Source organism: Aminobacter sp. MDW-2, from assembly GCF_014250155.1.
GTDB classification, from domain to species: domain Bacteria; phylum Pseudomonadota; class Alphaproteobacteria; order Rhizobiales; family Rhizobiaceae; genus Aminobacter; species Aminobacter ciceronei.
The window spans coordinates 2,735,894-2,753,553 of sequence record NZ_CP060197.1 but is presented as its reverse complement, the minus strand read 5'-3'; the positions used below and the strand labels follow the sequence as shown (position 1 = coordinate 2,753,553).

At 60.3% G+C, this 17,660-nt stretch carries 28 protein-coding genes and 1 tRNA gene; 11 read left to right on the top strand and 18 right to left on the bottom strand.

Annotated elements, in window-relative coordinates; all coding sequences use genetic code 11:
- On the top strand, nt 1–597 hold the full coding sequence (locus H5P29_RS13540; RefSeq protein WP_154384890.1) for a hypothetical protein: 597 nt from the start codon (nt 1–3) through the stop codon (nt 595–597).
- Nucleotides 598–671: 74 nt separating this feature from the next.
- Nucleotides 672–890, top strand: coding sequence for a hypothetical protein (locus H5P29_RS13535; RefSeq protein WP_154384889.1), 219 nt, complete (start codon nt 672–674; stop codon nt 888–890).
- Between the two features lie 6 nt (nt 891–896).
- Here H5P29_RS13535 and H5P29_RS13530 read toward each other — a convergent pair.
- The 18 genes from H5P29_RS13530 to H5P29_RS32935 all read right to left on the bottom strand — a co-directional run bounded on the left by H5P29_RS13530 (nt 897) and on the right by H5P29_RS32935 (nt 10,560).
- Nucleotides 897–969, bottom strand: a tRNA-Met gene (locus tag H5P29_RS13530).
- A gap of 218 nt (nt 970–1,187) precedes the next feature.
- Nucleotides 1,188–1,748 (bottom strand): DUF6362 family protein, encoded by a 561-nt coding sequence (locus H5P29_RS13525; protein WP_154384888.1) that lies wholly within the window; start codon nt 1,746–1,748, stop codon nt 1,188–1,190.
- The gene (locus tag H5P29_RS13520) at nt 1,745–2,137 is read right to left on the bottom strand and encodes a hypothetical protein (protein ID WP_154384887.1); all 393 of its coding nucleotides are present in this window, start codon (nt 2,135–2,137) and stop codon (nt 1,745–1,747) included. The genes H5P29_RS13525 and H5P29_RS13520 overlap by 4 nt, the downstream gene beginning before the upstream one ends.
- A complete protein-coding gene (locus H5P29_RS13515; RefSeq protein ID WP_154384886.1) occupies nt 2,134–2,574 on the bottom strand; it encodes a hypothetical protein in 441 nt (146 codons plus the stop codon). Before H5P29_RS13515 ends, H5P29_RS13520 begins: the two co-directional genes overlap by 4 nt.
- A complete protein-coding gene (locus tag H5P29_RS13510) occupies nt 2,571–2,774 on the bottom strand; it encodes a hypothetical protein (RefSeq protein WP_154384885.1) in 204 nt (67 codons plus the stop codon). The genes H5P29_RS13515 and H5P29_RS13510 overlap by 4 nt, the downstream gene beginning before the upstream one ends.
- Entirely contained in the window at nt 2,771–3,121 is a 351-nt protein-coding gene (locus H5P29_RS13505) for a hypothetical protein (protein ID WP_154384884.1), read from the bottom strand. Before H5P29_RS13505 ends, H5P29_RS13510 begins: the two co-directional genes overlap by 4 nt.
- A complete protein-coding gene (locus H5P29_RS32940; RefSeq protein ID WP_371818637.1) occupies nt 3,118–3,294 on the bottom strand; it encodes a hypothetical protein in 177 nt (58 codons plus the stop codon). The genes H5P29_RS13505 and H5P29_RS32940 overlap by 4 nt, the downstream gene beginning before the upstream one ends.
- On the bottom strand, nt 3,294–4,727 hold the full coding sequence (locus H5P29_RS13500; RefSeq protein ID WP_185910357.1) for a DnaB-like helicase C-terminal domain-containing protein: 1,434 nt from the start codon (nt 4,725–4,727) through the stop codon (nt 3,294–3,296). The genes H5P29_RS32940 and H5P29_RS13500 overlap by 1 nt, the downstream gene beginning before the upstream one ends.
- On the bottom strand, nt 4,724–6,103 hold the full coding sequence (locus H5P29_RS13495) for a DUF4942 domain-containing protein (protein WP_154384882.1): 1,380 nt from the start codon (nt 6,101–6,103) through the stop codon (nt 4,724–4,726). The genes H5P29_RS13500 and H5P29_RS13495 overlap by 4 nt, the downstream gene beginning before the upstream one ends.
- Nucleotides 6,100–6,339: a hypothetical protein gene (locus H5P29_RS13490; RefSeq protein ID WP_154384881.1), complete on the bottom strand. Its 240-nt coding sequence runs from the start codon at nt 6,337–6,339 to the stop codon at nt 6,100–6,102. Before H5P29_RS13490 ends, H5P29_RS13495 begins: the two co-directional genes overlap by 4 nt.
- Complete coding sequence (locus H5P29_RS13485) at nt 6,336–6,893, bottom strand: hypothetical protein (protein WP_154384880.1); 558 nt, start codon at nt 6,891–6,893, stop codon at nt 6,336–6,338. Before H5P29_RS13485 ends, H5P29_RS13490 begins: the two co-directional genes overlap by 4 nt.
- Nucleotides 6,890–7,471 carry a hypothetical protein gene (locus H5P29_RS13480; RefSeq protein ID WP_154384879.1) on the bottom strand — a complete coding sequence of 194 codons (582 nt, stop codon included), beginning with the start codon at nt 7,469–7,471 and terminating at the stop codon, nt 6,890–6,892. Before H5P29_RS13480 ends, H5P29_RS13485 begins: the two co-directional genes overlap by 4 nt.
- A 2-nt stretch (nt 7,472–7,473) precedes the next feature.
- Nucleotides 7,474–8,097 carry a hypothetical protein gene (locus H5P29_RS13475; protein WP_154384878.1) on the bottom strand — a complete coding sequence of 208 codons (624 nt, stop codon included), beginning with the start codon at nt 8,095–8,097 and terminating at the stop codon, nt 7,474–7,476.
- Nucleotides 8,098–8,110: 13 nt separating this feature from the next.
- Nucleotides 8,111–8,269 (bottom strand): hypothetical protein, encoded by a 159-nt coding sequence (locus H5P29_RS13470; RefSeq protein WP_154384877.1) that lies wholly within the window; start codon nt 8,267–8,269, stop codon nt 8,111–8,113.
- A complete protein-coding gene (locus tag H5P29_RS13465; protein ID WP_154384876.1) occupies nt 8,256–8,654 on the bottom strand; it encodes a hypothetical protein in 399 nt (132 codons plus the stop codon). Before H5P29_RS13465 ends, H5P29_RS13470 begins: the two co-directional genes overlap by 14 nt.
- Nucleotides 8,655–9,027: 373 nt before the next feature.
- On the bottom strand, nt 9,028–9,471 hold the full coding sequence (locus H5P29_RS13460; RefSeq protein ID WP_154384875.1) for a hypothetical protein: 444 nt from the start codon (nt 9,469–9,471) through the stop codon (nt 9,028–9,030).
- Nucleotides 9,461–10,342 carry a ParB/RepB/Spo0J family partition protein gene (locus H5P29_RS13455; protein ID WP_154384874.1) on the bottom strand — a complete coding sequence of 294 codons (882 nt, stop codon included), beginning with the start codon at nt 10,340–10,342 and terminating at the stop codon, nt 9,461–9,463. The genes H5P29_RS13460 and H5P29_RS13455 overlap by 11 nt, the downstream gene beginning before the upstream one ends.
- A complete protein-coding gene (locus H5P29_RS32935) occupies nt 10,339–10,560 on the bottom strand; it encodes a carph-isopro domain-containing protein (RefSeq protein ID WP_371818654.1) in 222 nt (73 codons plus the stop codon). Before H5P29_RS32935 ends, H5P29_RS13455 begins: the two co-directional genes overlap by 4 nt.
- A 39-nt stretch (nt 10,561–10,599) precedes the next feature.
- Here H5P29_RS32935 and H5P29_RS13450 point away from each other — a divergent pair, with 39 nt between their 5' ends.
- The 9 genes from H5P29_RS13450 (at nt 10,600) to H5P29_RS13410 (ending at nt 17,437) form a co-directional block, all read left to right on the top strand.
- Nucleotides 10,600–11,409 (top strand): LexA family transcriptional regulator, encoded by an 810-nt coding sequence (locus H5P29_RS13450; RefSeq protein ID WP_154384966.1) that lies wholly within the window; start codon nt 10,600–10,602, stop codon nt 11,407–11,409.
- Between the two features lie 27 nt (nt 11,410–11,436).
- Nucleotides 11,437–12,084: a DUF4433 domain-containing protein gene (locus H5P29_RS13445; RefSeq protein ID WP_154384873.1), complete on the top strand. Its 648-nt coding sequence runs from the start codon at nt 11,437–11,439 to the stop codon at nt 12,082–12,084.
- 10 nt (nt 12,085–12,094) lie between these two features.
- Complete coding sequence (locus H5P29_RS13440; RefSeq protein ID WP_154384872.1) at nt 12,095–13,198, top strand: macro domain-containing protein; 1,104 nt, start codon at nt 12,095–12,097, stop codon at nt 13,196–13,198.
- Between the two features lie 139 nt (nt 13,199–13,337).
- Nucleotides 13,338–13,655, top strand: coding sequence for a hypothetical protein (locus tag H5P29_RS13435; RefSeq protein ID WP_154384871.1), 318 nt, complete (start codon nt 13,338–13,340; stop codon nt 13,653–13,655).
- A gap of 454 nt (nt 13,656–14,109) precedes the next feature.
- Nucleotides 14,110–14,544 (top strand): hypothetical protein, encoded by a 435-nt coding sequence (locus H5P29_RS13430; RefSeq protein ID WP_154384870.1) that lies wholly within the window; start codon nt 14,110–14,112, stop codon nt 14,542–14,544.
- Nucleotides 14,544–14,765, top strand: a complete 222-nt coding sequence (locus H5P29_RS13425) for a hypothetical protein (RefSeq protein ID WP_154384869.1) — start codon at nt 14,544–14,546, stop codon at nt 14,763–14,765. The genes H5P29_RS13430 and H5P29_RS13425 overlap by 1 nt, the downstream gene beginning before the upstream one ends.
- A gap of 94 nt (nt 14,766–14,859) precedes the next feature.
- Nucleotides 14,860–15,852 carry a PD-(D/E)XK nuclease-like domain-containing protein gene (locus tag H5P29_RS13420; protein ID WP_154384868.1) on the top strand — a complete coding sequence of 331 codons (993 nt, stop codon included), beginning with the start codon at nt 14,860–14,862 and terminating at the stop codon, nt 15,850–15,852.
- Nucleotides 15,849–17,087 (top strand): hypothetical protein, encoded by a 1,239-nt coding sequence (locus H5P29_RS13415; RefSeq protein WP_154384867.1) that lies wholly within the window; start codon nt 15,849–15,851, stop codon nt 17,085–17,087. Before H5P29_RS13420 ends, H5P29_RS13415 begins: the two co-directional genes overlap by 4 nt.
- The gene (locus H5P29_RS13410; RefSeq protein WP_154384866.1) at nt 17,087–17,437 is read left to right on the top strand and encodes a hypothetical protein; all 351 of its coding nucleotides are present in this window, start codon (nt 17,087–17,089) and stop codon (nt 17,435–17,437) included. The genes H5P29_RS13415 and H5P29_RS13410 overlap by 1 nt, the downstream gene beginning before the upstream one ends.
- Nucleotides 17,438–17,660 lie beyond the last annotated feature (223 nt).

The following is a 17,660-nucleotide window of genomic DNA, read 5'->3' as shown; positions in this document are numbered from 1 at the left end:
ATGACTATTGGATGCGCTGCCGACAATTTGCCCGATGAGTTTATCGACCCGGACCCGTACACAGTTGTGGCTTGCTGGATTGCGGCGGCGTCCTTTGCTTTGCAGTTCGTCGATTTTGTGCGCAACCTAGATGAGCAACCACCAGCGATCGCGCAGGCAGCCGGATCGATTACTCCGCTTGAGAAATTGGAGAGTAGCCTCGAAGAGGTGGAGCGCCATTTCGAACTACTAGTGCGGACTATCGAGCGCGGGTCGAAAGATTCGGATGGGGAATTTTTCAACGTTGAGTTCGGGATTGGCAAGGCGTCACTGAAGCTGGAAAGCTCCCGCCATGACGCCTTCTCGACTCAACTTGCTGAAACATTCGCGAAGGTTTCGGCTCTTTCGCTCTGGTCAAACCATGTCATTGGAAAGCTCCCCAACGCGGCCGCCATCTTAGGCAATTCCGTTCTAGCTGAATTGTCGGTTAGTTCGGAGCGACTCAACAATCTGATGAGGTCAGGCGCAAGAAATCGCGAACTCATCGTAGAGTGCCGAATTACCATCGAGACGCTACGCCTGGCGGTGAACACCATGCTTAAATCCCGCAGCAATTGACATTTGCAGCCACCGCTCGACAGGTGCCGAGAGTGATGGGAGGATGCGCGTCTGACAGAGGGAAAGGGAACCACATGGTTGACCCAGAAACTGCAGCTGCCCGCGCTAAGGCGCACTTCGAGAAAGACTTTGCCCCGGCTCAGACGGCAGACAGCACTATGCGGATCGCTGCCGCCGCTGAGTATGCGGCCTACCATATTGGCCAGATCAGCAGACAAATAGCCGAAGCGAACGAAACGATGCGCCGTATTGCCGACAGGCTCGATGACCCAGTTCGTTGGCCCCCGTCCTGATTTGGTTGCAGGGGCAGGATTCGAACCTGCGTCCTCTTGGTTATGAGCCAAGCGAGCTTTTCAGCAGGCCTCGCTCTGCCAGACGTCGCCGATACCGGTCATCCACAAACGCCTTGATTATGACTGCGGTCGTGCACGCAACGCCCGCACCTAGAAACCAGCCTATCGGGCCGAAAAGCCAGCCGGCGATTAGAACCGCGACGGCTACTGCTACGATGGCGCCAAGAGATCTGGCAATGAACTTACGGCTGTCGATCATGGAGGGAAGACTAGGCACCTTCGCGAGCGTCAGCAATATCACCCCGCCCGCTTAACGGGTGGCCTTTGATCCAGAAGTTCAGGGAGGTGCTGGGGCTTGGCATCGGCAGCGCGCCAGTGGTTGGCGTAGCTCACCGAAGATATCTGTTCTGGGTGTAGTTCTGACTGATTTTCGGACACCGGGTCAACGGCACTGTTCAACCGAACAAGCTGAATTCGGTTGAGGTCGTTCGCAATCAGTTGACAGATACGGGTTACAGCGCGGCGAAGTGTTCTGACATTCATGCCTTCGCGGCTGGCAAAATCGTTGATGGAGCGGCCCCGACGGGCCTTCACCCACGCCCACGCATACAGAAGCACACGATCTGCCTGGTCGGGAAGTCGGTTTATCCAGTCCCAGACCTTCTCCATGCGGTCGATAGCGGCACCTGTTGGACGCACGATCACCTTCGTCCTGGTTGGCCCATACTCATCCTTGTACTGGCCCCAAACGCTGCCACCGCCGCCGACGCGATAGTCGTTTGGCATCCGCATCAACGTCTCGGCCGCCTCGAGCACGCTTTCCTCGACCGCCTTTGCCGTCCATGCCTGATAGGTCATTTGCATAGCGAAATGACCCCAAGAACAACACCAGCGGCACCGAGAAAAACAGACCACAGCGCAAGCCAGGCAGGTATCCTTACGGCGGGATCGGCAGCGCTGAGGTACCACCATAGCTTATCCAACGGCCCCGCAGAGGAAACCGTGATCTCAATCTTGTCATCTGCCTTCACGCCAAATCGATTACGGAGGTCAAAGTCCATCCAGATTTCTTCCTCGCCTTCATCGTGACCGAGCGCCGAAACAAGAGTTTGAACTCGGTTCGCAGATGTGAGCCGCATCACCGAGTATCGCGGAGCTCCTCCGCGGCGCTTGTAGTGAATTCGAACTCGCCCTCGCCCAGCGTCGTCCGCTTGGGCCTTCTTCACCACGAAATTGTAGGTGCTCATGCGGCTTTCCCCATCCACTCGAGTAGGTCCCCCTGCAGCGGCTCAAAGAACCGCAGCGATACTAGAACACGCAACACGTCAGTTGTCGCAACCGGGGCGTTCATGGCCTTGGCCTTACGCCTGAGGTCGCCCAGATCGATCGCGTTGAAGTCGTCGACCAGCGATGGCCGTCGCATCAGGTCGGGCTTGCGCACCAGCACCGACGACACCGCCTTGATCATGTCCGCATAGAGCTCGGCGGAATTGACCTTGGTCCCGGTCATCAGCATCAAGACGAGACGCAAGTGGTCTTCGCCGTGATCCTGGCCGATCTCGCGCAGGGTCGGCTTGCAAAAGCATTCCCGCGGCTTCCGGCTGGTCGGGCTGTGCTCATGCCCTTCCCGCAGGATCACCCCGCATTCGCGGGCTACCTTCCAGATGTCGCACGGATGCTTCATTCAGTTGCCACCGGCGCCGGGAACTTGGCCTGCAGCCTGCCGAACATCGGCTCGCCGCTGGTGCTGAGACAGTCGGCGGGAACCTCTACCGCTGCGGTGAAGAGGTCTTCCTCGCCCTTTGGGACGCCGGGCTTTTCCTCGTGGTAGACGACCGGGCACCAACGCCCGAAATGACGCTCGTATCGGAACCAGGCGCTCATATCTTCGGGCTCCTTCTCTCGACCTTGACCTGCCGCCCCTTGACGATGATAGCGCCCAATGTGGCTTCCTGATCCTCGGCGGCTCGGGCTGCGCGTTGCTCATGCCACGCGGCCACACCGAGGACGTCTTTGGTGAGTTCGGCCCGCTCGGCATAGATCGTCGGGTTCAGGATGCGCCGAACACACGCCTTGGCCGCCTCGATTGCCTGGCTGGCGGTTTCGCACTCCACCGGAGCACCATCCTTGCGGACATAGCGCCAACGCTCTGAGGCAAAGAGCCTGAACAGCGGCCGATAGCGCCCGTTCCAGGGCATCTGAGAATAGTCGGGGAGGAATTCGCCGCTCATGCCTTGGTCCCGTTCCTGATCTTCGCAATCGTCTCAATGGTGGTGAAGCGGTAGGCACACACGTTGCAGACCTTCCGCCGACGGATACCGCCGCGCGTGGGCCGGCTGTCGACAGTAGCGAGCTTGCGCTTTCCGCATGATGGGCAGTGAAGCCCGGTGGGGAGCTTCGCCATCAGAAGCCCTCATCAAACAGTTGCGGCGGTGCTTCCTCCCGAAGGGACGCGTAGCGCGTGAACTCCTTTTCGAAGCCGAGTTTGCGGCGCTGCGTCGGATCTCCGAAGCGCACCTTCAGCGCGCCGATCTCGGCCTTCCCTTCCCAGCCGACGAATCGCTCTTCGATGTTGGCCGCGTCCTTGGTGTCCTTAGCGATGCGGATCTGATCCTCTTTGTATTTGTCGGGCCGGTACAGGTAGAGGATCGCGTCGTAGTCCTCCTTGGCCTGCTCGCCGCCGAACATGTCGGACGAGATCGGCCGCGGGTTCTCTCGCTTCATGCCGGCGCTGTTGCGCTGGTTGAGGTTGAGCCAGACACACTCAAGCTCGCCGGCGTAGGCCTTGCAGGCGCCATTGATCTCGGAAGCAATGCGGCCTTCGTGGGCCTTGGGGTCGCGCGGGGCGACCTTTCGGACGTGGTCGAGAAGAACCAGGGGGACACCCCCGTCGCGGGCGTATCGCTTGGCGAACCGTCGAGCATGGTTGCCGATCTGGCTGATGCCTTCGCGATGGCACTTCTGGATGACGATCGGCAGCTCGGACAGCAGGTCGAGCGCATTGTAGTAGCGGTCCCATTCCTTTTCGGTCAGGGCTCGACGCTTGATCCTCACACCTTCGATACCAGTCATCTGGCCGGCGATCTGGTCGATGCACTGTTCCGGCGACTGGTCGTAGGAAAGAAACAGCACCGGGTGGCCACGCATCGCCGCATAGTGGACGATCTGTAGAGCAAGGCTGGTTTTACCTTCACCGGACGACGACAGCAGCCCGTAGAGGTTGCCGACTTCCAGATCTCCGCCAAGCACCTCTCGGACTTGCTCGAGCGGCAACGGGATCGACGGAATCTTCTCGTTCTTGGTTGAGCGCTCCTTGAGCCGCATGGCCACAGCCTTTGCGGTGCCAGGCCCTTCCTCCTTGGGGCTCTCGGCCCGGAGTTCAGCGAGCCTGCCCTCGAAATCGCCAGCAATGGCAACGCCTGTCTGTTCGGGCCCAGCCTGGAACGCGGTGTCGATCATTTCGTGAGCAATGGAGACCAGTTGCCGGCGTTCGTATGCCTCGACGATCGCCAGCCCGTGTGCCTTGGCGTGGTAGGCGCCGACGGTGTCCGACATCAGCGCGGCCATGTACTGCATCAAGGACATTCCCTCGATGGTCCGATCTGCCGGCAGGAACGGCTTGATTGTGATCGGGGTCGCGGCCTTGCCTGCCCCGATCATCTTGGCGATGAGGTCGAATATCTCCCGGTGAATAGGCTCGAAGAAGTGGGCCGAGGTCAGGAAGGCCGACACGGCATGGAAGGCGTCATTGGAAACGAAGATCGAGCCAATGATCTGCTGCTCGGCCTCGATGTTGTTCGGGAGATCGATGTTGAAGTCGCCAGGGTGCGCGTTCACCAGAACGTCCTTCCATCTTTGAATACACGCAACGTGATCGTGTTGACGTTGGTCCCGACGCTGGAGAACGAATTGCGCGGGTTGTCGTCCCACTGCGCATTCATCTTCGCCATGAGGTCGCGAAATGCCGCGGCCTTGCGGGTCTCGGCAAACTCGGTGTGTGCCGACATGATCGCGATGAGGAAGCCTTTCGGCTCCAAGAACTTCAGCGCGTGCATGACGTGGTCTATGTCCCGCTCGCGGTCGAACGGTGGGTTCATGATGACCCGGTCATAAAGCCCGGTCGTTTCGGGCTTCAGTGACAGGAAGTCGACGCAGAAGACCTTGCGGAAAAGGTTTTGGCCCCGAAGACGTTCGGCCAGGTCAGGTTGGATTTCGATGCAATCCACCGTGGACAGCTTCGCAGCGGCGCGGGCAAGCTGCCCGGTGCCGGCCGACGGTTCGAGCACACGATACTTGCCGTCGCGATTGTGGAGGTTGGCGCGATCGACGACGCGCTCGGCCAGAGCGTCCGGAGTTGGGAAGAACCCGTAATTCTTGGCTGGCGTCCGCTTCGGCTCATGAAGGCCGCCGTCGTCATCGTACTTCCGCTCTTCCGGAATGACCTCGCCGTAGTACTCGCCGATCATCCGGTTTGCGGTCTGCACCAGATCATCGCGCTTGAACCATAGATGCGCGTTGCCGTTCTGGAAGATGCGGACCTTGTAAAACTCGCTTTCGATTTCTGACTGGCGCGCGCCCCGACCGTCTCCTCGTCTGTGTTCGTCGATCTCGCCGACGATACCGGCGTAGTCAGCGACTGGCTTGCGCCCGTCGAGAATGAGGAACGTCCGTTCGATATCCTGGAGCGTGGACCGATGGTCGCGATTGTAATTCCAGTGACCCCAGACATCGAAGGCGCTCGACAGGATTACCCGGTTCCCGATCTTCCAACCCGAGTGCGAACGAAACCGGCGGTCGAGGGTAGAGAATGCTTCGGCGATTCCACGCCGGAAGATCATGCCGGCCTCGGAGGCAAATTTCTCGATGGTGGAATAAGCGCTGTCTTCGGTGAACTCCGGCGGATCGGTCATAAGCTGCTGCCGCAACTCGTCCTTGGCCTTCTTGTCCATCAGGTGGTTGAGTTCGGTCGAGCGGACCAGCGAGTCCCAGACACGGGCGTCGATAAACTGCCGATCCTGGATTTTCGCCTCGTCTTCCTTCGACATGTAGAAGCCTTGGGAAAACGGCGCCGCTGACTTCAGCAGCTGGTGCGCTGCGGATAACTCCTCGGCTGCGCGGGCTTCAATCTCCCGTGCCCGCTGGAAAGCTGCGAGACAGGCATCGCGACGCTGGGCGATATCGGAAATGCTGGCGCGGGAGACGAGCGCGTTCATGACGCCACCGCGCGAGGTAACATGCCGAGATGAAGGTCATCGTCGGTAGGCTCTTCAATGTGATCAACTTTGGTGCGATCCCACATGCACGATAGATCGCCGCCTTTGAGCAGCAAGCCCGTGAAGCAACCAGCGCTGTCGGAATCGTTGTCCCATACCTCTATCCGAGCGCCCGATTGCATCACGGCAATCTTGCCGACCGGCGGATAGAAAAGCGGCCCCGGCCAAACATTCATGCTGCTGCCCTTTCCCGAAGCATCCTGAACCGCTGGCAAGCCTCACCAGCCATGGCGATGCCGACGGCCTCGGCCGCGTCCGCGTTCTTCACCTCGATCTTGAATGCTCGGCACCGGTCGACTGCGGCACGCTTCCACGCTGCCCGGTCAAACCCAGGCGAGCGCCCCATGCCGAGGAAGTGCTTGCGCCACGTCGCAGACGGCACTGTCTCCCAAGGGATGCGATAGGCCGCGATGATGGCCACAGCCGCACACACCAGCCCTTCGAGCTGCAGCGCGTTCGGGTTGATGGTCTGCTCGTCGACTGGACCGGTCAGCGTCTGCTTGGTCTTCTTGAATGAGACGACGTTGCGCATAGGCTGCTCGATCGACACGAAGTCGGGCCGACCGGCCTTGAACATCGCAACGAGTTGCTGAGCGAGTGATGCCGCCTTCTCTTCGGCGTTGTCGCCCACGGCCTTGATGAGGCCGGTCTTGATGGATGCGAGAGGCGAGCCGGGCTCGTACCAAGCGAATCCGGTGGTCGTTGCGATGTCGAGGCCAAGGATGATCATGCTGCCACCCTCGCCGGCTCGCGCCCTTCCCAGAGCATCCGCGGCGTATACACGGCACCTTTGGGGCCCCAGACGTACCAAGCGTGGTCTTCGGTCCCGCTCGTATCGCCGGGGAACCACTGGATCCTGTCAACGAGCGCAATCTTCGCCCAGAACCTGGGATTGTTGCGGAACAGATCAGCGCGGGTTTTGCCGAAATCGAACTTGGCCGTGAGAAGCAGGGCAACGAGGCCGTCGCACCGTTCCAGCGCCAACCGGGCAAACTTCACTGCGTCCCGGTTGCTCTTGCCGTAGGGCGGGTTCGTGATGATGGCTTGGATCGACGGTTCACTATGCGGGCGATCGAGGAGGAAATCGAAGAGGGCATTGTGCGGCCGGTCATAGACAGTGATGTCCGACGTGCAAACTGAAGCACCGTGTTCTCGGAGAACATCGGCCATGAGGTGGTTGCCAGCCGCCGGCTCCCACACGGTCATGCCGCGAACCGGGAATTGGCGAATGAACGCCTCCGTCGCCCATGGCTCCGTCTGATAGAGGTCGTTTGCCGCGCGGGCGTAGTTGGAGGCGACGACCGTCATTTCTACGCCGCCTTCGTTTCTTCGAACGGGTCGCCGTCCTCGTCGCCACCCTGGATCAGCTCGTCGCCGCTGGCCTCCTCTTCCTTCTTCTTGATGCCGGCGAAGAGAGCGCCCTGCCCGTCGTGCCAGCCGCGGGCATATTCCTGCCCTTCGGCTGACGCCTCGTTGTAGGGATTGGACAGGCTGTCACCGCGAAGACCAGCTTCCTCACCGTCGCGATAGGCGCGCTCATCCAGTGGTGCGCGGTCGGTGAAGATGTCGAGTTGGGTATTGATCGGAACGCCGGCGAACGCCATGGCCTGGCGCTCGGCCTCCTGCTTGGCCTTGAGCTTCGCTTGGCCTTCGGGCGTCTGCGCCTTCTCGTAGGTCTTGATCTGGTCGAGGCCGTACTCGCCGAGGTCGGCTTTGATGACCTTGCCGACCTGCTTCATGCGAGCGTTGGCGGCTTTCTGTGCTGCCTGCGCCTCGAGATAGTTCTTGCGGTTGATGAAGAAGAGTACCTTCCGGTCCTTGTCGCTGATCTCGTTCGCTGGATGCGTCGACTTTGCCGGCGCCGCCGCCGGGCCGCGCGAGGTGTACGGGTCGTAGGTGTCGCTCTCGTTTACGCGGGTCTTGGTCCTAGCCATGTTTGTCTCCTCCTCACCACACAGTGGCGCGCTGGGTTGTTGGTCGTTGCGTGATCGCCATTCCGTTGGCGTCCATGGCCCAGATCGTCACCAGGATCGCCGCTGCTGCACCTGCCGCTACGAAGACGAAGCCCCGCACTGGCTGGTGCCTCGCCTTTTCAATTTCGAGCATCGTTCGCTCTGCGACCCGCTTGCGCAGGCTTGTCAGTAACCGCATGTCGGATTGCCTTTAGTTCCAGCCGCTCGGCCCTGTGCCGCTCGGCGGCAGCCTCGTTGCGCTCACAGAACTGGTCGTGAGCGAGCTTGAGCCGGCGATAGACTTCGCCAGCTACGTCCTTCATTTCTTCAGCGCGGTATTGGAGACGGAAGAGGTAGTTTTCCTTGATGCCAAGCCGGGTGGCGAGGCGATAACGTGCCGCTCCATCGGTATCCTTCCGCCCCTGAAATTCCGCGTCGTGCAGAACTTCCAGGAAGGTGCGCGCTTCACTCAACGCTTCGGTAGTCATGCTGCCCTCGACAAAACTGTTGTCGGATTTGGAAAAGCTTTTTCGTTCCATTGCGGTGCCCCACGGCTATTTTCGAACCGTTGGCGACCGGGATTAACCGCCGGGTAGCCCACAAGGCGGGGCGTCCCGTCGGAGTAGTCCAACGTCAGATCCATGAAAGGATCGAACCATGCACGCTCATCAGAACCGCCGAGCCCGTCAGAGTGTGCAGTTGCAGTTTTCGTTCTCATGGCCTGCAAGCCTTGCGAACGAAGGTGTAAAGTCCCAGGCCAATCGCGGCTGCAACCGCCAAAGGCCAGCAAATGACGACGGTGTTTTCGCGCAGGCCCGAGGGTACATACCGCCCATCGGGGCCCCGGCTTACGGCCGAGGCGGCACCAATGATGCCGAGCGCATAAAGGGCTGAAGCAAGCCAGACCACGAGCTAGGCTCCGGTCACAGCGACATAGAGTTCATCGAGAACAGCGGCCTCCGAGAGCGTTTCCTCGCCCTTGCGCCGCTTGTACTTGCGAGCATCGTCCAGCCACTCTGGGTTGGCGATCAGAAGCGGGACAGGCACGTATTGCCCCAACATCTCGACGTAGTGAGCATCCTTCTTCAGCCGCGAAACGATGGGCGTCAGGGCCGACGGGATATCCATCTCGAATTGATCCGCATCCATCTTCGGCGCTCGCTTGAAATAGGCCGAGAGGAAGGCAATCACGCCGTTGCGGAGCATGGTGTCCGCGCCCTCGTGGGTGGCAGCTGCCATCGTGTCTGGGAACGCTTCTGCGATCACCTCGTCGGCAACCGCCTTGGCATTCAGGCCGTGGACGGCAACGGCGTCATTCACCTTCTGGTAAAAGAGGCGGAGCTTGTCACTGAGCATTGAGACCTCCGAGAAACTCATTGAGGGTGTCGCGCGCCTTTTGGACGGCAGCGACGTTCGCGGACTGATCGTCGGTACGTTCCGCATGTCCGTGCTGAGCGAGCAGCATTGTCTCTGCCGTTGCCCACTCCGACAGCGCCCGGCAGGAACCGTAGAGTTTCGTCCACGCCTCGCCTGCTTTGGTTGGTGCGCGGTAGTGAGGGTTTTTGCTGGGTTGCTCCGACACACCGGACGCGCCCTGCTTCGCTGCTTCCAGGACGGACTTGCGAAGCTCGGACACCGCCTTCTTTACGTTCGGCTGGGCGACGACTTCGCGCTGAACTTCGGGAGGCTGGTCAACAATCGCGGCTGCGGCGGAAACACTGACCTTGCCTTGCTCGACAGCTTTGGCGAGTTCCGGGGTTCCCCTTTCTTCGACCCTTCGCGCGAATTTTGCGGTGTCGATGCTGACATTAAGCATCTCTGCTGCCTGTGCCTGCGTGATGGAGGATGGCGAAATTTCGCTATGCTGATTGGCCCCCTTCGGAAGTTTGGCCAATTTCGCCGTGACCATGCCGCGCTGGCTTTCGGTGAGATGCCGACGTGTCAGGTTGTGGCTGATGACGAAGCCGAGCGGGTCGGTGCCCTGATACTCGACCACCGGATACTCAATGCCGAGTTCGCGGGCTGCCATGTAGCGGTTGCGTCCGTCGAGGATCGCACCGTCGAGCATAACGATCGGTTCGAGGACACCGTTCTTGCGAATGTCGTCGACCAGCGCGCGATAGGCATCGCCTTCGATCCAAGGGAAGATGTCCGCGTATTCGTGCCAACGAACGCCTACCGGCGGGCAATATTCGCGGCGTGGCTCGGCTTGCTCTACGTGGATCATGCCGCATGCTCCGAGGCAGGAAGATGGACGCGGACGAGCGCGTCGCTGTCCAACGCAGCGCCGGTTGCCTTCGCGTGCTCGATAAGGCTGGGCCAGTATTTGACTGGGATGGACTGGCGGCGGCGCATTTCAGACGCCGCCGAGTGCTTCACGTTGATGATCCTGGCGACAGCGCCAGTCCCGCCGAAAGTGTCGAAGATGTCGTGCACCGTGTTCATGGGCGACATGTACAACACAATTCATGTCGACATGTCAACATGATTAGTGTTGATCGTTCTGCGAATGTCGCCGCCATGAAAACAATGGGCGAACGACTCAGGGCCGCCAGAGAGGCCAAGTACCCTTCTGCAGCGAAGGCAGCAGTTGCCTTGGGCATCCACGCAAGCACATATCGCGCCCACGAAAACGGACAGAACGAGTTCAACCCAGAGGAAGCAGAACGGTACGGCCGCAAGTTCGGCGTGACTGCCGCCTACCTACTGACCGGTGACGGGACGCCCCCGAAGCCAAGGCTCGTGAATAGCTTTGATCCCGACACAGACGGCGATGACAGCGAAGACACTCCGACAATCGGTCGCGAGACTGGTGCGCGGGGCATCCCCGCAGACGCATCAGCCCAAGTCGATGTCACGGCGGGTCTTGGCGCCGGCGGGCTGACCATGACTGCCGAGGGTGTGCCTGGCCGGCACGGCCTTACTTTCTCAGCTGACGTCATCCGCGACTATTGGCGCTTGCCTCCTGTGTTGCTCGGGGCACTGGGCCTGCGAGCGCACGATGTAACTGTTGTCATGGTTCAGGGCGACTCGATGCACCCGACCCTTAACGAGGGTGACTTCGTATTCGTCGACACTCGGCACCGCGTCCCCTCACCTGACGGGATTTATGCCCTTTCGGATGCGTTCGGCGGGATCGTGGTGAAGCGGCTGGAAGTGGCTGGCGGCCCGGACGAAGACGACATGCGAATTCACGTTATCTCAGACAATCCGCGACATCCGCCGAAGTCTCAATCGCTGGGAGAGACCAACATCATCGGTCGAGTGCTCAGGAAGTTTGGTGTTGTTGGCTAGTAGCCACAAGGGCGATTGAGTGAGGCAATGGGCAAGCCACCTGCTAACCCAAAAATCTATCACATTGTGAATGTTGATCGCTTGCCGTCGATCATCAACACAGGCTGTCTTCTGAGCGACGCTGAGATCGTGAAACTCAAGCTCCCAGGGACCACGATTGGCATGGGAACTATCAAGGCTCGACGTCTGACCCTCCCCGTGACGTGCTACGCAGGAGCTACGGTCGGAGAGTTCGTTCCGTTCTACTTCTGCCCTCGTTCGGTGATGCTGTACGTAATCCATAGAGCTGAGAGCCCCGAATTGACGTACAAGGGCGGGCAAGACCCCATCATCCACCTGCAATGCGATTTGAACAAAGTTATTGCGGAACTAGATAGACGACAGCAGAGTTGGGCATTCAGCGGATCGAACGCTGGCGCAGTTTACACAGACTTCTGGCGTGAGGCGGCGAAGCTCGACCAGCTCGACTGGACTCACATTGGTGCCAAGTATTGGCAGGAACATGCCGTGAAACACGCAAAACAGGCTGAATTCCTGGTGTATAACAATTTCCCATGGGAGTTGGTGGATCGAATTGGCGTGAAGAATCTGGCCACCTTCAACCTCGTGACCAATGCGCTCGCGAAAGCTACGCACAAGCCAACCGTCGCTATTGAATCTAACTGGTATTACTGAGGAGGGGAGAATGGTCGAATTCCGTACCGGCAATATCCTCGACGCAGATGTCGACGCTCTCGTTAACACCGTAAACTGTGTTGGCATCATGGGACGTGGCATCGCCTTGCAGTTCAAACACGCCTATCCCGACAACTTCAAAGCCTACGAAGCGGCATGCAAGGTCAAGCTTGTTCAGCCTGGCAGTATGTTCGTTTTCGAGACTGGTCGGCTCTCCCCTCGGTTCATCATAAACTTCCCTACCAAGCGGCACTGGAAGGGGAAGAGCAGGATCGAGGATATTGCCTCGGGACTCGTCGACTTCGTCAAGGTGATCAAGGACAGAGGTATTAAGTCGGTTGCTATCCCCCCTCTCGGGGCTGGGCTAGGTGGCCTTGCTTGGTCCGAAGTCCGCCCGATGATTGAACAGGCAGTCTCGAATCTTCCTGAGGTGAGAACCCTCATATATGAACCAGCTGGGGCGCCAGACGCTGCAGCATTGGCAAGAAATCGGCCTATCCCAACGATGACCGCGGGGCGGGCTGCACTCGTTGTGCTTCTTCAACGATACCTCAACGGGCTGATGGATCCGTTCGTGTCCTTGCTCGAAGCTCACAAGTTGCTCTTCTTCATGCAAGAGGCCGGTCAGCCACTTAAGCTGCAGTTTTGCAAAGCGAACTACGGCCCCTATGCGGTGAACTTACGTCACGTCCTGAATAACATCGAAGGCCATCTCATCGCAGGCTACGGCGATGGTGGCGACGACCCGACGAAGGCGTTGAGTATCATTCCAGGCGCATATGAGGATGCCAATAGGGTTGTGGCCGAGGATATGGCAACACGGGAGAGGTTCGATCGCGTCGCGAAACTGATCGACGGCTTCGAGACGCCCTATGGCATGGAGCTTCTATCCACTGTCTATTGGGCGGCGCAACAGGACGGAGCTCGCGATTTTGGCGAGGTTGTCGACACTGTCTACGCATGGAATGATCGAAAGCGTCAGTTCTCCCCCGAGCAGATTAAGCTCGCCTATCGGACGCTCATTGAGCGCGATTGGTTGGATGCCAAAAAGCCAGCGCTCAATCTCCCGAGTAACGTGACAAAACCACGAGCAGGCGACCGTCTTGTCGTTTGACGATCCCTTCCGACCCCGGCCTAGCGCCGGGGTATTCGTTTCAGCCAACACCCAACCAATCCTCGAGATCGATCTGCGGCGCCTTCCGTCGCCTTGTGACCCTGGCGCTTGCAGCGTGCTGCTTTGCGTCGTGGCGTAGGTGGCACTGCTGGCACCAGAACTGCAGGTTTTCGTCCGAGTGATCAGTGAGATGGTTGTCGACGTGCGCAACCGTGCAAACGATCTTGATGATCCGGAGAAAGATCGGTTCGCCCTCCCCGCACCACCATTCCTCGCCTGGCTTCGGCCAAACAAGGCGCAGGCCATTGTCGCCTTTTGGCTGGGCCGGCAAGAATTTGCCGCTGCTTCGAAGGCGCCCGCCCAAGGCGTGATTGTCGACGCCGCATTTCTCGCAGCGGTTCCCGGCGCGGCCGCGAATGCGCTCGCGGATTTCTTGCCATTCTGGCGATTTGATTGAGCCGCCCGGGTAGAGCTTCATCTTCTCTGCTGAGATAGGCATTCGCTAAATCCTCAGACTGTTGAACATCTCCAGAAATCTTTGGTTTTGAAGGTTGCGAGAGGGAGGGTTTCGGCCACAGCTTCCCCCTACCCCATGAGCTGAGCCCAAGGAGCGGGAGAGCTATGGCCAAGTCCTGAAGGCCGGAGCCGGGATGGGACACGCGCCAGGACGCCTCTCAGCAATCCGTCCTCACTTTCAGGCAGCACGGTAGGACTTTCGCTTCCCGCGCCTGCGGCTTCACCTGCACGGGAATTGCACCCGGTCGCCGCTGACCGGTGTTGTATGGCGTGAACATAAATCGTGTCAATCAACATTATCCGTGTTGACATGTTTCGTGTTGTAATCCATGTTGGGTCCATCAAGCCAGCACGAAGAAGCCCGCCGGGCCGATCTGCTGGCAGAGGAAACCGAGATGAACGCCCTTACCCGCACCTACGCAGACTTCGCTTCGGCCCTGACCGGCTCGGAAAAGTCGCCCCGCGAAGGCCAGCGCCGGCTGTACGCTGCGATTGCCCTGTATGGGTTCAGCGACAGCGTCAGCGTCGACCATGCCTTCGAAGCCTACTTCGAGGACAAGCCGGCCTACTGGACGACGGCGGACTATCATTCGCAGCGGGCAATTGGCCTGATGGATGACCTGAACCGCGGCTGCGAGTTCGGCATCGCATTGGCCGCCAACTATCCGGCGCATTGCACCAAGTACCGCCCGTCGGCGCTGGACACTCTGGTCCCGCTAAACATCAAGGCCGCGAACGCACTGGTGAAAGCCTATGACGCGCTCGGCATCTGGCGCGAGGCGGACGAGCTCGAACAGCGCCGCGAGCGTGACATGCGGAGGGCTGCGTAATGGAAGCGACCTTCCATCGCGTCTGCGCCGAGCATGATCTGAGGTCGGTTTCGGTCATGCTGTTCACCCAGCACAAGTCCAGCCCGATCACCGTCTACATCCACTGGGACGAGCCGGGCGCCGGGAACTGCGCCAGCGGCAACGGCAATACGTTCGACGAGGCAATCGCAGTCGCACTCGTTCAGATGGCCGAGCGCCGCCAGATCACTGAGGCCGCGTAATGCGCCGCTTCATCAACCACACCCACCCATCGGACCTCGTCTGGCTCGCTTTGGCCTTCTCGATCCTCATGGGTCACATCGCAGAGGTGCTGCCATGAACAACTTCGAAACCCTGGGCGACGCTGCAAAGAGCGTCCTGACCGGCCTCCTCGGCGAACGTCACTGGGACGGCAAGCCGATCATCGCCAACGGCGTCTATGCCGGCGTGCCGATCGATACCTATCACCGTGACCCGGCGCTGTTCGGCGGCAAATTCTCCATCTCGTCGAGCGGGCTTCGCACCCTGCTCCGGCGTCCGGCTGAATACTGGTGGACCTCGCCGTACAATCCCAAAGCTGAGGAACCGGAAGCCAAGCAGGCCCTGGACTTCGGCAAGGCAGCGCACATGTTGCTGCTAGGCGAACACGGCTTCGCTGAACAGTACGCCCTCCGCCCGGAGAAGTACGAGGACGACAAGGGCGCGTGGAAGGCTTGGAATGCCAACGCCAACGCCTGCAAGGAATGGCTGCAGAAGCAGGCCACCGCCGGCAAGACTGTCATCACCGAAACCGAGATCGGCCACATCCGCCACATGGCGGAGGCGCTGCAGGTCAAAGAGCCGGTTCGGCTCGGCATCCTGAAGGGCCGGATCGAACGGTCGATCTTCCTCCTGAACAACAACATCTGGACGAAGGCGCGTCCCGACGTCATGCCGAACGCCAGCGGCGACTATGTGGATCTGAAGACCGCCGCGTCGGTCGATGACGAAAGCCTGTCACGGGCGATCTACGCCAACGGCTACCACGTCCAGGCCGGCATGCTCCGCATGATCGTGCGGGAAGTCCTCGGTGCCGACGCATTCGCATCGTTCACCTTCGTCTTCGTCGAGAAGGCTCCGCCCTACGACGTCCGGGTCATGCAGCTGAAGGACAGCGACATCGACCTCGGCGAGCGCCAGGCGCGCTATGGGCTCAAGATTCTGAGCGACTGCCTGAAGCAGAAGGCTTGGCCCGGCTACGACGGCTTCGACCGTGAAATCTCCTACATCGAAATGCCGCCCTGGGCTCGGACCCGGATCGATGCGGCTCTCAACGCCGAGGCTGCATGATGAACGCGATCACTCCTGTCGACGATAAGCCCAAGCGCCAATTGATCGAGGTCGTCGACCCGATCCCGGTGCTCGACACCAGCCGCTTCGAGCACATGCAGCGCATTGCGAGCGTGATGGCGCAGAGCACACTGATACCGGAGTCGCTGTACAAGGAAGGCACTGGCACCGATAAGCGCGAGCTTCCGCTCTCGCAGATCATTTCGAACTGCTTCTTGGTGGTGAACCAGTCCGTCCGTTGGGGGTTGGACCCCTTCGCGGTTGCCCAGAGCGTCGCCGTTGTCCGCGGCAAGCTCTGCTATGAAGGCAAGCTTGTCGCCGCGGTTCTGGATGCCAAACTCGGGGTGCGGCTGCACCACCATTTCACTGGCGAACCGTCGAAGACCGACTATCGGATTTACGTCTCGGACCAGCCTTGGACCGAGGACATGATTGCTCGGGTGAAGCCTGGGATGACGTATCCCGGCGCCCGGATCGTCGACGGCTCGGTTGCCCAATGGTCGACTGGTGACAAGAGCCCATGGGCTCATTCCAAGAACTACCGTCGCATGCTTGTGTATCGCGGCGCGCGTGACTGGGCTCGCTTCTACGAGCCTGCCGTCCTGCTCGGCGTCTACACTCCCGATGAAATGCTGGATCTTGCCGAGAACGCGCGCGCTTCACGATCTCGCGATGTCGACCAGCCATCAGTCATGCAGCGCCTTCAAGCGCAGCTGCAGCCACAGGACGCCACACAGCCGCGCGAAGGCTTCGACGTGGACTTCGTGACCCGCGAGACGGCCGCGCTGTCCAGCGAGGCTGCAATCGATCAAGAACCGTCCGACGCTTCCCCCCCGTCGTCGGGCGCTGGCAGCGGAGCCGCTATCCCCCTCGACGGCTCCGCTGTCGACCAGACCGCCGGTGACGGCGAAGCGGAGGCTGGCGAGAGTGAAGCGCAGGATCGTCCTGACGCGTCGCCGGCCTCCGATCTCACTCAGGAGGATCGCGACTGGCTCAAGCAGACCGCAAAGATGCTTTGGGCGGCGACCGGGCCCGGCGAGGCCGAGGTGCTGACGAACCAGTTCGCCGGCATCCGTGACAACCTCACCCCGGCGACGGTTACAAAGGCTGCTCGAGATAAGGGCATGTCGATCCTGCGGAACTGCTCGGCAGTCTGCGACGGCACCCAGGACATGGCCGACACCCTCGAACTGATCGCCGGCATTGCCGGTATCGAGCCGCGGGAGATTGCGTGATGCCGATCTCTGCCGAACGCATGAAGCTCTACCCGGGCGGCTCGATCAAGTCGAAGGAATGGCTTGGCTTCCGCGCCAGCATCATCGAGCGCGCCGAGAACCGTTGTGAAGGCACGCCGCAGCATCCGCATTGCCGCGCCGAGAATGGGCAGGCTCACCCTGAGACTGGCGGCAAGGTCGTTTTGACGATCGCGCACATGGATCATGACGAGAGCCACGCTGACCCTGACCGGTGCCGGGCACTCTGCCAGCGCTGTCACAATAAATGGGATGCCCCGCACCGCAAGGTGAACGCGGCGCGCACCCGGCGTTCGAAATCCCCGCAACTCGACATGGAGGATTTCGTCTAATGCGCGGCTTCTATCTCGTTGGTACTGGCTGTGGGTCTGGCGTTGGGTCCGGCCCTGGCGGCGTCGGCGGAATTGGGTCGGGGAACGGCTTTGGCGGCGTCCCCGCATGCAAAGGCGGCATTGGATTTTCGTCGGGGTTCGGAAGCGGTTCCTCGTCCGGCAGGCGATCCGGGTCCGGCTCGTCGATCGGTTGCGGGTCGCGTCCCGGCTGCTGGTTCGGCGG

Bases quoted from the DNA above. Each gene is read 5' to 3' on its own strand.
- H5P29_RS13540 (WP_154384890.1), top strand. From the start codon at position 1: ATGACTATTGGATGCGCTGCCGACAATTTGCCCGATGAGTTTATCGAC.
- H5P29_RS13535 (WP_154384889.1), top strand. From the start codon at position 672: ATGGTTGACCCAGAAACTGCAGCTGCCCGCGCTAAGGCGCACTTCGAG.
- H5P29_RS13525 (WP_154384888.1), bottom strand. From the start codon at position 1,748: ATGACCTATCAGGCATGGACGGCAAAGGCGGTCGAGGAAAGCGTGCTC.
- H5P29_RS13520 (WP_154384887.1), bottom strand. From the start codon at position 2,137: ATGAGCACCTACAATTTCGTGGTGAAGAAGGCCCAAGCGGACGACGCT.
- H5P29_RS13515 (WP_154384886.1), bottom strand. From the start codon at position 2,574: ATGAAGCATCCGTGCGACATCTGGAAGGTAGCCCGCGAATGCGGGGTG.
- H5P29_RS13510 (WP_154384885.1), bottom strand. From the start codon at position 2,774: ATGAGCGCCTGGTTCCGATACGAGCGTCATTTCGGGCGTTGGTGCCCG.
- H5P29_RS13505 (WP_154384884.1), bottom strand. From the start codon at position 3,121: ATGAGCGGCGAATTCCTCCCCGACTATTCTCAGATGCCCTGGAACGGG.
- H5P29_RS32940 (WP_371818637.1), bottom strand. From the start codon at position 3,294: ATGGCGAAGCTCCCCACCGGGCTTCACTGCCCATCATGCGGAAAGCGC.
- H5P29_RS13495 (WP_154384882.1), bottom strand. From the start codon at position 6,103: ATGAACGCGCTCGTCTCCCGCGCCAGCATTTCCGATATCGCCCAGCGT.
- H5P29_RS13490 (WP_154384881.1), bottom strand. From the start codon at position 6,339: ATGAATGTTTGGCCGGGGCCGCTTTTCTATCCGCCGGTCGGCAAGATT.
- H5P29_RS13485 (WP_154384880.1), bottom strand. From the start codon at position 6,893: ATGATCATCCTTGGCCTCGACATCGCAACGACCACCGGATTCGCTTGG.
- H5P29_RS13480 (WP_154384879.1), bottom strand. From the start codon at position 7,471: ATGACGGTCGTCGCCTCCAACTACGCCCGCGCGGCAAACGACCTCTAT.
- H5P29_RS13475 (WP_154384878.1), bottom strand. From the start codon at position 8,097: ATGGCTAGGACCAAGACCCGCGTAAACGAGAGCGACACCTACGACCCG.
- H5P29_RS13470 (WP_154384877.1), bottom strand. From the start codon at position 8,269: ATGCTCGAAATTGAAAAGGCGAGGCACCAGCCAGTGCGGGGCTTCGTC.
- H5P29_RS13465 (WP_154384876.1), bottom strand. From the start codon at position 8,654: ATGGAACGAAAAAGCTTTTCCAAATCCGACAACAGTTTTGTCGAGGGC.
- H5P29_RS13460 (WP_154384875.1), bottom strand. From the start codon at position 9,471: ATGCTCAGTGACAAGCTCCGCCTCTTTTACCAGAAGGTGAATGACGCC.
- H5P29_RS13455 (WP_154384874.1), bottom strand. From the start codon at position 10,342: ATGATCCACGTAGAGCAAGCCGAGCCACGCCGCGAATATTGCCCGCCG.
- H5P29_RS32935 (WP_371818654.1), bottom strand. From the start codon at position 10,560: ATGAACACGGTGCACGACATCTTCGACACTTTCGGCGGGACTGGCGCT.
- H5P29_RS13450 (WP_154384966.1), top strand. From the start codon at position 10,600: ATGATTAGTGTTGATCGTTCTGCGAATGTCGCCGCCATGAAAACAATG.
- H5P29_RS13445 (WP_154384873.1), top strand. From the start codon at position 11,437: ATGGGCAAGCCACCTGCTAACCCAAAAATCTATCACATTGTGAATGTT.
- H5P29_RS13440 (WP_154384872.1), top strand. From the start codon at position 12,095: ATGGTCGAATTCCGTACCGGCAATATCCTCGACGCAGATGTCGACGCT.
- H5P29_RS13430 (WP_154384870.1), top strand. From the start codon at position 14,110: ATGAACGCCCTTACCCGCACCTACGCAGACTTCGCTTCGGCCCTGACC.
- H5P29_RS13425 (WP_154384869.1), top strand. From the start codon at position 14,544: ATGGAAGCGACCTTCCATCGCGTCTGCGCCGAGCATGATCTGAGGTCG.
- H5P29_RS13420 (WP_154384868.1), top strand. From the start codon at position 14,860: ATGAACAACTTCGAAACCCTGGGCGACGCTGCAAAGAGCGTCCTGACC.
- H5P29_RS13415 (WP_154384867.1), top strand. From the start codon at position 15,849: ATGATGAACGCGATCACTCCTGTCGACGATAAGCCCAAGCGCCAATTG.
- H5P29_RS13410 (WP_154384866.1), top strand. From the start codon at position 17,087: ATGCCGATCTCTGCCGAACGCATGAAGCTCTACCCGGGCGGCTCGATC.